10 protein-coding genes are annotated in these 10,513 nt (G+C 61.9%); 4 read left to right on the top strand and 6 right to left on the bottom strand.

Translation table 11 applies throughout. From position 1 onward, the window contains the following. The first annotated feature begins 221 nt into the window (after positions 1-221). Entirely contained in the window at positions 222-1,403 is a 1,182-nt protein-coding gene (locus MRBLPB4O_RS02985) for a multidrug effflux MFS transporter (RefSeq protein ID WP_341797483.1), read from the top strand. On the opposite strand, the gene MRBLPB4O_RS02990 is transcribed toward MRBLPB4O_RS02985, so the two are convergent. Beyond that, positions 1,354-1,551 carry a hypothetical protein gene (locus MRBLPB4O_RS02990; protein ID WP_080642756.1) on the bottom strand — a complete coding sequence of 66 codons (198 nt, stop codon included), beginning with the start codon at positions 1,549-1,551 and terminating at the stop codon, positions 1,354-1,356. The genes MRBLPB4O_RS02985 and MRBLPB4O_RS02990 overlap by 50 nt on opposite strands. 487 nt (positions 1,552-2,038) lie before the next feature. Between MRBLPB4O_RS02990 and MRBLPB4O_RS02995 the strand changes: the two genes are divergently transcribed. Next, positions 2,039-2,752 carry a helix-turn-helix transcriptional regulator gene (locus tag MRBLPB4O_RS02995; RefSeq protein ID WP_049273704.1) on the top strand — a complete coding sequence of 238 codons (714 nt, stop codon included), beginning with the start codon at positions 2,039-2,041 and terminating at the stop codon, positions 2,750-2,752. Between the two features lie 19 nt (positions 2,753-2,771). On the opposite strand, the gene MRBLPB4O_RS03000 is transcribed toward MRBLPB4O_RS02995, so the two are convergent. From MRBLPB4O_RS03000 to MRBLPB4O_RS03020, 5 genes are all read right to left on the bottom strand, one after another. After that, on the bottom strand, positions 2,772-3,719 hold the full coding sequence (locus tag MRBLPB4O_RS03000; RefSeq protein WP_049273703.1) for an adenosine deaminase: 948 nt from the start codon (positions 3,717-3,719) through the stop codon (positions 2,772-2,774). A gap of 86 nt (positions 3,720-3,805) precedes the next feature. Further along, positions 3,806-4,492 carry an SDR family oxidoreductase gene (locus tag MRBLPB4O_RS03005; protein WP_341797484.1) on the bottom strand — a complete coding sequence of 229 codons (687 nt, stop codon included), beginning with the start codon at positions 4,490-4,492 and terminating at the stop codon, positions 3,806-3,808. A gap of 366 nt (positions 4,493-4,858) precedes the next feature. Next, complete coding sequence (locus MRBLPB4O_RS03010) at positions 4,859-5,443, bottom strand: YigZ family protein (protein ID WP_016497889.1); 585 nt, start codon at positions 5,441-5,443, stop codon at positions 4,859-4,861. Between the two features lie 9 nt (positions 5,444-5,452). Then, positions 5,453-6,115, bottom strand: coding sequence for a TetR/AcrR family transcriptional regulator (locus MRBLPB4O_RS03015; RefSeq protein ID WP_016497890.1), 663 nt, complete (start codon positions 6,113-6,115; stop codon positions 5,453-5,455). 90 nt (positions 6,116-6,205) lie between these two features. Beyond that, a complete protein-coding gene (locus tag MRBLPB4O_RS03020; RefSeq protein WP_341798853.1) occupies positions 6,206-7,126 on the bottom strand; it encodes a LysR family transcriptional regulator in 921 nt (306 codons plus the stop codon). A 115-nt stretch (positions 7,127-7,241) separates the two neighbouring features. Between MRBLPB4O_RS03020 and MRBLPB4O_RS03025 the strand changes: the two genes are divergently transcribed. Continuing rightward, positions 7,242-8,588 carry an aspartate aminotransferase family protein gene (locus MRBLPB4O_RS03025; RefSeq protein ID WP_016497892.1) on the top strand — a complete coding sequence of 449 codons (1,347 nt, stop codon included), beginning with the start codon at positions 7,242-7,244 and terminating at the stop codon, positions 8,586-8,588. Positions 8,589-8,665: 77 nt separating this feature from the next. Continuing rightward, positions 8,666-10,159 carry a CoA-acylating methylmalonate-semialdehyde dehydrogenase gene (locus tag MRBLPB4O_RS03030; protein ID WP_341797485.1) on the top strand — a complete coding sequence of 498 codons (1,494 nt, stop codon included), beginning with the start codon at positions 8,666-8,668 and terminating at the stop codon, positions 10,157-10,159. The last annotated feature ends 354 nt before the right edge of the window (positions 10,160-10,513 follow it).

Here is a 10,513-nt window from a genome sequence, read left to right on the forward strand (position 1 = left end):
TGTGGGAGCGGGCGTGCCCGCGAATACCGGCATAGCCGGTGCCATCCACCGCGTTGCCTGATTCGCGGGCACGCCCGCTCCCCACAGGGACCACGGCAATTTTCAGGTTTCGAGCCAGACAGTTGTCCCCGCAAGGCCCAGGTTTGTTGCAAATGTTTTCATACCGATAGGGTCCACAGCAGGTAGAATCAATCACTTGCTTAGCCTGCTATGGATTCCTGATGAACCTGCGAATGGTGCTCATCCTGGGCGCACTCAGTGCGTTCGGGCCCTTGGCGATCGACTTCTACCTGCCCGCCTTCCCGGCCATGGCGCAGGCGTTCGCCACCGATGAAAAACACATCCAGGCCACTTTGGCCGCCTACTTCCTCGGCCTGTCCATCGGCCAGTTGGCCTATGGCCCGGTAGCTGATCGCTTTGGCCGGCGCATACCGCTGATGTTCGGGGTGACCCTGTTCACCCTGGCGTCGCTGGCCTGTGCCTATGCCCCCAACCTCGACACCCTGGTGCTGGCGCGCTTCGTCCAGGCACTGGGCGGTTGTGCTGGCATGGTGCTGTCGCGGGCCATCGTCAGCGACAAGTGCGACCCGGTGGCCTCGGCCAAGGTGTTTTCGCAACTGATGCTGGTCATGGGCCTGGCGCCGATCCTGGCACCGATGCTGGGCGGGGTGCTGGTGAACCTGGCGGGCTGGCAGTCGATCTTCCTGGTCTTGAGCCTGTTCAGTGCCGGCTGCCTGCTGGCGGTCAGCCTTGGCCTGCCGGAAAGCCTGCCTGAGCACATGCCGCGTCAGCCGCTGTCTGGCGCTTTGCGCCAATACCTGCGTTTGATTGCAGACCGGGTGTTCCTTGGCCATGCCTTGACCGGTGGTATCGCCATTGCCGGCATGTTTGCCTACATCGCTGGTTCCCCTTTCGTGTTCATCAAGCTCTATGACGTGCCGGCCGAGCACTACGGCTGGCTGTTCGGCACCAACGCCGCCGGCTTCATCCTGGTGGCACAGGTGAATGCACGTCTACTGGCCAAGCGTGGCCCGGCGTTCCTGCTGGCGCGCGGGGTGTGGGTTTACCTGGCGGCAGGCCTCGCGCTGTTGGGCGTGGCAGCGTTGCAGCCGGCACAGTTGTGGCCGCTGCTGGTACCGCTGTTCATCTGCATCGCCAGCCTGGGCTGCATCATCCCCAACGCCTCTGCCTGCGCCATGAGCGGGCAGGGCGCACGGGCTGGCAGCGCCTCGGCACTGATGGGCTGCCTGCAGTTCAGCGTCGCCGCAGGGGCGGCGGCACTGGTCGGCCTGCTGCATGATGGCAGTGCGGTGCCGATGGCGACGGTGATCAGCTTGTGCGGTGCACTGGCGGTCAGTGTCGCGCTGCTGACCCGACGCTTGCAGGCCAGGCGTCCCGCATAAGCGGGTGAGGTGCCTGCAGGCGGGTTTCGAGCGTGGCGACGAAGGCCCGCGCCTCGGCCTCGCTGCGGAAACTGACCACGTGTTGATCGAGCTGGACCTGCCAGGGGCAGGCAGGATTTCGGCTCGATGCACTGACGACAATTTTCATCGCGGCAAACCTCCAGAAGGGGTAGCCGCTCAAGTGTAGCGCCGCCCTTCGTGGCTGCCACGGGCTGGATCAGTGTCCTGACTGACGGTCGACAGGCGCATTTACTCTCCCTGTTTCCCGCTTTGGGCGTAATGCCCGCAAACCCGCAGAACCTTCGCTTCGTTGCGCGCTATTTGCGGAACATGGCTGTGGGCCATATCTGAAATTGCAGCCGGTCTTTTTTCATCAAGATGTTTCTACGCCGCTGTACGCGTATATCGGACCTTTGGTTGACCGGGTTCCGGGCAGTTTTCCGAGGCTGTTTCACTGTTTGCCAAGGGTAGGCATACCCAGTGGTTTTTCGCCGCAGGTATATCGGCAGGTGAGCGTCTGAACGGCGTTTGCTGCGGCCTATACTGGCGACCCAGGCCAGTGACAGCGAGAGGTGCTTCCCCGCCAGGGTTGGCCATCGCATCCACACCGTGAACTTGCAGGGAGTTACAGGGATATGAACGCAGCCAGCAGTATCAGCCAGATTGCCAGCCTGATGGCCGACCCGAAGCGCAGTGCCATGTTGTGGGCATTGATCGACGGCACGCCACGGCTGGCCAATGAGCTCGCGATAATGACCGGCCTGACTTCGTCATCGGCATGCGCGCACCTTTCGTTGCTGTCGTCGGCCGGGTTGCTCAGGCATGAAGCACGTGGCCGCAAGCGCTATTTCCGCCTGGCGACACCGCAGGTCGGGGCCGCCGTGGAGGCCTTGGCCAGCGTTCAACTGGAGGGCGCCAGGGGGGAGCAGGCCAAGGCGCCGGTATCACCGTTGCCCATGTCGATGCGCCGCGCTCGCCGTTGTGGCGATCACCTGGGTGGGGAGCTGGCCAGTGAGCTGTACCATCGCGTGGTGGTGGCCGGCTGGCTGGAAGGCAGCGGCCGACAGTTGATGGTAAGTGACGAGGGGCGGGCGCAATTGGCGCTTGTCGGGGTCTACATCGATGCCCTGGCGCCACACCAGCAACGTGGTTGCGTGATCTGTCGTTGCACCGAGTGGAACGACCAGGCCCCGCACCTGGGTGGCGTGCTGGGCCAGGCCTTGTTCAGGCTGTTTCTGCAATCTGGCTGGATGCGCGAGGCCGAGGACACGCGGGCATTGCATATCTCGGCGCTGGGTATCCAGCAGATCAATCGCATAGCCCGCGTGGCGACGTTGCAGGTCGGCTGAGCGCAACGGCGTCGGTCAATCAGACCAGCCGGGCATCCAGGCTGTTCTGCGCCAGCCGACGGGCCTGGTCTTCGGTCATGCCCAGGTGGGTGTGCAGGGCGTGGAAGTTTTCCGTCACGTAGCCGCCGAAGTAGGCCGGGTCGTCCGAGTTGACCGTAACCTTCACGCCGCGTTCGAGCATGTCCAGGATGTTGTGCTGGCTCATGTGGTCGAACACGCAGAGCTTGGTGTTGGACAGCGGGCACACGGTGAGCGGGATCTGCTCATCGATGATGCGTTGCATCAGGCGCTCGTCCTCGATGGCGCGAACACCGTGGTCGATACGCTTGATCTGCAACAGGTCGAGCGCTTCCCAGATGTACTCGGGCGGGCCTTCTTCGCCGGCATGGGCAACGGCAACAAAGCCTTCGCTGCGGGCCCGGTCGAACACGCGTTTGAACTTGCTTGGCGGGTGACCCATTTCCGAGCTGTCCAGGCCGACGGCGATGAACGCGTCGCGGAACGGCAGGGCCTGGTCGAGGGTTTTTTGCGCTTCCTCTTCACTGAGGTGGCGCAGGAAGCTGAGGATCAGGCCACTGCTGATGCCCAGTTGCTTGCGGCCATCGTTCAGCGCCTGGTTGATGCCATTGAGCACCACTTCGAAAGGGATGCCGCGGTCGGTGTGGGTTTGCGGGTCAAAGAACGGTTCGGTGTGGATCACGTTCTGGGCTTTGCAGCGTTGCAGGTAGGCCCAGGTCAGGTCGTAGAAGTCCTGCTCGGTACGCAGCACATCCGCGCCTTGGTAATACAGGTCGAGAAACTCCTGCAGGTTGTTGAAGGCATAGGCACCGCGCAGGGTCTCCACATCGGCCCAGGGCAGGGCGATCTTGTTGCGCTCGGCCAGGGCGAACAGCAGCTCGGGCTCCAGCGAGCCTTCCAGGTGCAGGTGCAGTTCGGCCTTGGGCAGGGCGTTCAACCAGTCATACATAGTGGGGCATCTCAATCAGGTACGGTTGCCGCCATTCTACAGGGCCTGGCCGGGCATTGCGCCCGGCCAGGCTGCGACCCGGTGAATCACCAGACCAAGGGTTCGCCCTTGTAGTTGATGAAACGCAGGCCGCCGTTGCCGCTTTGTGCGTTGATCTGGTCGAGCATGCCGCGGGTGCTGGTGAACACGTCGATTTCGGCGTTTTCGCCGCCCATGTCGGTTTTCACCCAGCCCGGGTGCATGGCCAGCACGCACAGGTCGGGGCGCTGTTGTTCAACCACGAAGCTGTTGATCATCGAGTTAAGCGCTGCCTTGCTGGCCTTGTACAGGCAGATTTCGCCACCGTCGGGGATGGTTACGCTGCCCAGGATCGAACTCATGAAGGCCAGCACCCCGCTGCCCTCGCGCACCTGGCCGACCAGGCGGCGGGCCACGCGGATGGGCGACACGGCATTGGTCATGAACAGGTCGCCGATGTCTTTGTTCTGAACCGTCTCCAGGTCTTGCGGCAGGGCGCCCATGACGCCCGCATTGACGAATACCAGGTCGAACACCTGGCCTTGCAGGCGTTGTCTCAGCCCATCGAGTTGGGCGGTGTCGTTCATTTCCAGCTGTTCGATGTGCACGCCGGTCACGTCCGCCAGGGCGCCGGGTTGCTGCGGGTTGCGCACGGTGGCAGTGATGCTCCAGCCGTCTTCGTTCAGGCGTTGCACCAGGCCTAGGCCAAGCCCGCGCGAGGCGCCGATGATGAGGGCAGTTCTTGAAGTAGCCATAGGAACATTCCTTTATCGGTGTGGGAAAAGGAATTGAGCATACGTCACGGCGAATACGCGTGCCTGGTTTGCGTCTGGTTAAAAAATGGTCAGTTTCGTCTGGGCCTTGCGGGGCCGGGCGCTTCGCCCGTTGGCGCACGGGTTATCCACAGGCTGGTCCACAGTTATTGTGTGCAAGGTGAGCAAGGGGGGGCGGCTTGGATGGGCGGTTCGCTGGGGATAAGTCGCGGACATTCAGCAGTTTACGACTGTCATCAAATAGTGATCAAAATATGATCAAAGCTCTGGGGGCCTCGAAATCACTAGCCTGCAAGAGAGTGCCCCAAGCTTATCCACAGGCAGGCCCACAGTTGTTGTGGGCAATGTTCAGCATGCTTCGAGCAGGATGCGCCCGCGGCTCAGGTCGGCCAGTTGCTGCTGCAGTGGCGCCCTGTGGGCATCACCAAGCGCGATCAGCAGGTCTACGCCATTGGCGGTGAACTGTTCATCCAGTACCAGGCCGTCCACCTCCGCCAGGCGCAGTTTCACCAACGCAAGTTCGCTGAAACTGCAACTGCAGGTGAATTCGCTGCGCTGCACCAGCAGCCGCTTGGGTGCCTGTTGCAGGCACTTGTTGGCGCCGCCGCCATAGGCCCTCGCCAGGCCGCCGGTACCCAGCTGGATACCGCCGTACCAGCGGATCACCAGCACCACGACCTGGTCGCAGTCCTGCGCTTCGATGGCTGCCAGGATCGGCCGGCCTGCGGTGCCGCCGGGTTCGCCGTCATCGTTGCTGCGGTACTGCCCGCCGAGCTTCCAGGCCCAGCAGTTGTGGGTGGCGGCCAGGTCGCTGTGGCGTTCGATAAAGCTCATCGCATCGGCGGCACTGCTGATCGGCCCGGCGAGGGTGATGAAGCGGCTTTTGCGGATGTCCTCGCGGTATTCGCAGAGGTCGAGCAGGGTAGAAGGCATAAATGACGGTTACACAGCGGGCTTGATGCCGCAGCCTTTCAGAATGATGTGGATAAGGTTGTTGCTTGCGTCTTCCATGTCCTGCTTGGTCAGGCGACTGCGGCCGGTAACCTGGCAGATCTGGGTAGCGAAGTCGGCGTAGTGCTGGGTGCTGCCCCAAAGCAGGAAGATCAGGTGCACCGGGTCGACCGGGTCCATCTTGCCGGCTTCGATCCAGGCCTGGAACACGGCAGCCCGGCCGCGGAACCACTCGCGGTAGTCGGCACTGAAATATTCGGTCAGGCAGGTGCCACCGCTGATTACCTCCATGGCGAAAATCCGCGAGGCCTGCGGGTTGCGGCGCGAGAACTCCATCTTGGTGCGGATGTACTGGCTCAGGGCTTCCCCGGGGTCGTCCTCGACGCTCAAGGCGTTGAAGGTACTGTCCCACAACTCGATGATGTTGCTGAGCACGGCAATGTACAGGCCCAGCTTGTTGGTGAAGTAGTAGTGCAGGTTGGCCTTGGGCAATTCCGCCTTGAGGGCGATGGTGTTCATGCTGGTGCCCTTGAAACCATGGCGGGCGAACTCGTCTTCGGCGGCCTGGATAATGGCCTGTTCGTTTTTCTGGCGGATGCGGCCCGCGGGCTTGCCCGAGGCGGAGAGGCGGTGCGCAGGGACTTCTAGGGTCATGGACGATTCCGTACGGGTCAGTGGCTGCGGCTGTCGGACAAGATTACCTGCCTGCGCCGAAGTGACAAGCGTTTGCGGCACAGACTGGCATCAACGTGTCGCAGCCAGGCTGTCGAGGAAGCTTTCCAGTACCAGGTTGGGCCGCCGGCCCTTGCGCGTTACCCAGCTCAGGCTCAGGTCATAGAAGCGCTGTTGGGGCTTGAGGGCGCGCAAGCGGCCTTGCTGCACCCAGAATGTGGCGTAGTGGTCGGGCAGGTAGCCAATGTAGCGCCCGGTGAGGATGAGAAACGCCATGCCTTCGCGGTCTGAAGCACTGGCCGTGCAGTTCAGCGCCTGGTAATGGGCCTGGATGTCGGCGGGCAGGCGGAAGGTGGGGGTGATGGCTTCCTGGCTGTTGAGGCGGTCGTCGTCGATCTGTTGGTCGTCGGCATAGAACAGCGGGTGGCCGACCGCGCAGTACAACAGCGAGCGTTCGCTGTACAACGGCTGGTACTCAAGGCCCGACAGCGGGCTGGTCTGAGGTACCACACCAACATGCAGGCTGCCGTCGAGCACGCCGTGTTCGACCTGGCTGGGTGCGATCATCCGGATCTGGATACGTACATCGGGCCCGCGGTCCTTGAGTTCGGCCAGGGCATGGGTGATGCGCATGTGCGGCAGGGTGACCAGGTTGTCTGTCAGGCCAATGTTCAACTCGCCACGCAAGTGCTGGTGCAGGCCGTTGACCTCGGTGCGGAAACTTTCCAGGGCGCTGAGCAGTTGCAGTGCCGAATGGTAGACCTCGCGGCCTTCCTCGGTCAGCGAGAAACCGGCGCGGCCGCGCTGACACAGGCGCAGGCCAAGGCGTTGCTCCAGGTCGTTCATTTGCTGGCTGATGGCCGAGCGGCCAATGCCCAGCACGTTCTCGGCGGCCGAAAAGCCACCGCACTCGACCACGCTGCGGTAGATCTTCAGCAGGCGGATGTCGAAATCGCTGACTTGGGCGAGTGGATCGGGGCGTCGGCTCATCAGTTTAGTCACGGCCTGTCTGAAGATTAGAAATGTTGGCTTTTTCAGACTTTATCGCCGTGCCAATTTAGCTGCAACAACATACATCGTTGCCTAATCGTCTTTCGAGGAACCGCCGATGAACATGCCCGAAACCGCTCCCGCCGGTATCGCTAGCCAGCTCAAGCTGGATGCCCACTGGATGCCTTACACCGCCAACCGCAACTTCCACCGCGACCCACGGTTGATCGTGGCGGCCGAAGGCAACTACCTGGTCGATGACCAAGGGCGCAAGATCTTTGATGCGCTGTCTGGCCTGTGGACCTGCGGCGCCGGGCACACCCGCAAGGAAATTACCGACGCGGTCACCCGTCAGCTGAGTACCCTGGACTATTCCCCGGCGTTCCAGTTTGGCCATCCGCTGTCGTTCCAGCTGGCGGAAAAGATTGCTGATCTGGTTCCAGGCGATCTGAACCACGTCTTCTATACCAACTCCGGTTCCGAGTGCGCCGACACCGCGCTGAAGATGGTGCGTGCCTATTGGCGCCTGAAAGGCCAGGCGACCAAGACCAAGATCATCGGCCGTGCCCGCGGCTACCATGGCGTGAACATCGCCGGTACCAGCCTGGGTGGCGTGAACGGTAACCGCAAGATGTTCGGCCAGTTGCTGGATGTCGACCACCTGCCTCACACCGTGCTGCCGGTGAACGCCTTCTCCAAGGGCATGCCGGAGGAGGGCGGTATTGCCCTGGCTGACGAAATGCTCAAGCTGATCGAGCTGCACGATGCCTCCAACATCGCTGCGGTGATCGTCGAGCCGCTGGCGGGGTCCGCCGGTGTACTGCCGCCGCCTAAGGGTTACCTGAAGCGCCTGCGTGAAATCTGCACCCAGCACAACATCCTGCTGATCTTCGACGAAGTGATCACCGGCTTTGGCCGCATGGGCGCGATGACCGGTGCTGAAGCCTTCGGCGTGACCCCGGACCTGATGTGCATCGCCAAGCAGGTAACCAACGGCGCCATCCCGATGGGCGCGGTGATTGCCAGCAGTGAGATCTATCACACCTTCATGAACCAGCCGACGCCGGAATACGCCGTGGAATTCCCGCACGGCTACACCTATTCGGCCCACCCGGTGGCCTGCGCCGCCGGTATCGCCGCGCTGGACCTGCTGCAGAAGGAAAACCTGGTGCAGTCCGCCGCCGAGCTGGCGCCGCACTTCGAGAAGCTGCTGCACGGCGTGAAGGGCACCAAGAACGTTGTCGATATCCGTAACTACGGCCTGGCCGGCGCCATCCAGATCGCCGCCCGTGACGGTGATGCCATCGTCCGCCCGTACGAAGTGGCGATGAAATTGTGGAAGGCAGGTTTCTATGTACGCTTCGGTGGCGACACCCTGCAGTTCGGCCCAACGTTCAACACCACGCCGCAGGAACTGGATCGCTTGTTCGACGCCGTCGGCGAAAACCTGAACCTGATCGACTGATCTTTCCGATTTCGATGCCAGGCGCGCGCATGTATAGATAGCGCGCCTGCCTCTACCTTCTATATCCGGAGTTTTGCATGAGCATTGTTCAGCACCTGATCCATGGCGAGCTGGTTTCCAAAGGTGAGCGCACCGCCGATGTCTTCAACCCGTCCACCGGCCAGGCTGTACGCAAGGTCGAGCTGGCCAGTCGCGCGACCGTGCAGGAAGCGATCGACTCCGCCAAGGCGGCCTTCCCGGCCTGGCGCAGCACCCCACCGGCCAAGCGCGCCCAGGTAATGTTCCGCTTCAAGCAACTGCTGGAGCAGAACGAAGCCAAGATTTCGCAGATGATCAGCGAAGAGCATGGCAAGACCTTGGAAGACGCAGCCGGCGAACTGAAGCGCGGCATCGAGAACGTCGAGTTCGCCTGCGCAGCGCCAGAAGTATTGAAAGGCGAGTACAGCCGCAACGTCGGCCCGAACATCGATGCCTGGTCCGACTTCCAGCCGCTGGGCGTGGTCGCTGGCATTACCCCGTTCAACTTTCCGGCCATGGTGCCGCTGTGGATGTACCCACTGGCCATCGCCTGCGGCAACGCTTTCATCCTCAAGCCGTCCGAGCGTGACCCCAGCTCGACCCTGTACATCGCCCAGCTGCTGCTGGAAGCCGGCTTGCCGAAGGGCATCCTGAACGTGGTGCACGGTGACAAGGAGGCGGTGGATGCGCTGATCGAAGCGCCAGAAGTAAAAGCACTGAGCTTTGTCGGTTCAACGCCGATCGCCGAGTACATCTATGCCGAAGGCACCAAGCGCGGCAAGCGCGTGCAAGCCTTGGGTGGCGCGAAGAACCACGCGGTACTGATGCCGGATGCCGACCTGGACAATGCCGTCAGCGCACTGATGGGCGCGGCCTACGGTTCGTGCGGCGAGCGCTGCATGGCCATTTCGGTGGCGGTATGCGTGGGCGACCAGGTGGCCGATGCCCTGATTGCCAAGCTGGAACCGCAGATCAAGGCACTGAAGATTGGTGCCGGCACTTCGTGCGGCCTGGACATGGGCCCGCTGGTAACGGCTGCTGCCCGTGACAAGGTAGTGGGTTACATTGATGACGGTGTTGCTGCCGGCGCCAAGCTGGTGGTGGATGGCCGCGGCTTCCGTGTGGCCGGTAATGAAGATGGCTACTTCGTGGGTGGCACCCTGTTCGACAAGGTGACCCCGGAGATGCGTATCTATAAAGAAGAGATCTTCGGCCCGGTGCTGTGCGTGGTGCGTGTGAACAGCCTGGAGCAGGCGATGCAGCTGATCAATGATCACGAGTATGGCAACGGTACCTGCATCTTCACCCGTGACGGTGAAGCGGCGCGCCTGTTCTGCGACGAGATCGAAGTGGGCATGGTGGGTGTGAACGTGCCGCTGCCGGTGCCGGTGGCTTATCACAGCTTTGGTGGCTGGAAGCGTTCGCTGTTCGGTGACCTGCATGCCTATGGCCCGGACGGAGTGCGCTTCTATACCCGTCGCAAGGCGATTACCCAGCGCTGGCCGCAGCGTGCCAGCCATGAAGCGTCGCAGTTTGCATTCCCTAGCCTTTAAGGGCAGGTAATTAAAGCGGGGAGGCCGAAAGGCCTCCCCGCTTTGTTTTTGGGGGGGCGCCTCGGGCATTTCAGCTTTGTTCGCCTTGGGTCTCACAGGCGCTGAATGCGTTGTACGGGCCTTTCTAGGTATTTCCCGCTTATATTTCAGTTTCTTGAAATTAAAGGTTGACGCCCTTCCGAATCCCCTTATAATGCGCCCCACTTCCAGCGACATCGGAACGACAAACTCCTTGAGATTCAATGGGTTAGGTAGTTAAGATGCTGCTGAAAGGGCTACGATCGAAAGATCGCAAGCGGTTGAAATGGTGGTTGACAGCGCTTCTAAACGCTGTATGATTCACCTCCCGCTACG

It is taken from the genome of Pseudomonas sp. LPB4.O (assembly GCF_038383825.1).
Taxonomy (GTDB): Bacteria; Pseudomonadota; Gammaproteobacteria; order Pseudomonadales; family Pseudomonadaceae; genus Aquipseudomonas; species Aquipseudomonas putida.

What these genes read in the sequence shown, in the direction of transcription:
- MRBLPB4O_RS02985 (WP_341797483.1), top strand. Translation starts at nt 222, where the DNA reads ATGAACCTGCGAATGGTGCTCATCCTGGGCGCACTCAGTGCGTTCGGG.
- MRBLPB4O_RS02990 (WP_080642756.1), bottom strand. Translation starts at nt 1,551, where the DNA reads ATGAAAATTGTCGTCAGTGCATCGAGCCGAAATCCTGCCTGCCCCTGG.
- MRBLPB4O_RS02995 (WP_049273704.1), top strand. Translation starts at nt 2,039, where the DNA reads ATGAACGCAGCCAGCAGTATCAGCCAGATTGCCAGCCTGATGGCCGAC.
- MRBLPB4O_RS03000 (WP_049273703.1), bottom strand. Translation starts at nt 3,719, where the DNA reads ATGTATGACTGGTTGAACGCCCTGCCCAAGGCCGAACTGCACCTGCAC.
- MRBLPB4O_RS03005 (WP_341797484.1), bottom strand. Translation starts at nt 4,492, where the DNA reads ATGGCTACTTCAAGAACTGCCCTCATCATCGGCGCCTCGCGCGGGCTT.
- MRBLPB4O_RS03010 (WP_016497889.1), bottom strand. Translation starts at nt 5,443, where the DNA reads ATGCCTTCTACCCTGCTCGACCTCTGCGAATACCGCGAGGACATCCGC.
- MRBLPB4O_RS03015 (WP_016497890.1), bottom strand. Translation starts at nt 6,115, where the DNA reads ATGACCCTAGAAGTCCCTGCGCACCGCCTCTCCGCCTCGGGCAAGCCC.
- MRBLPB4O_RS03025 (WP_016497892.1), top strand. Translation starts at nt 7,242, where the DNA reads ATGAACATGCCCGAAACCGCTCCCGCCGGTATCGCTAGCCAGCTCAAG.
- MRBLPB4O_RS03030 (WP_341797485.1), top strand. Translation starts at nt 8,666, where the DNA reads ATGAGCATTGTTCAGCACCTGATCCATGGCGAGCTGGTTTCCAAAGGT.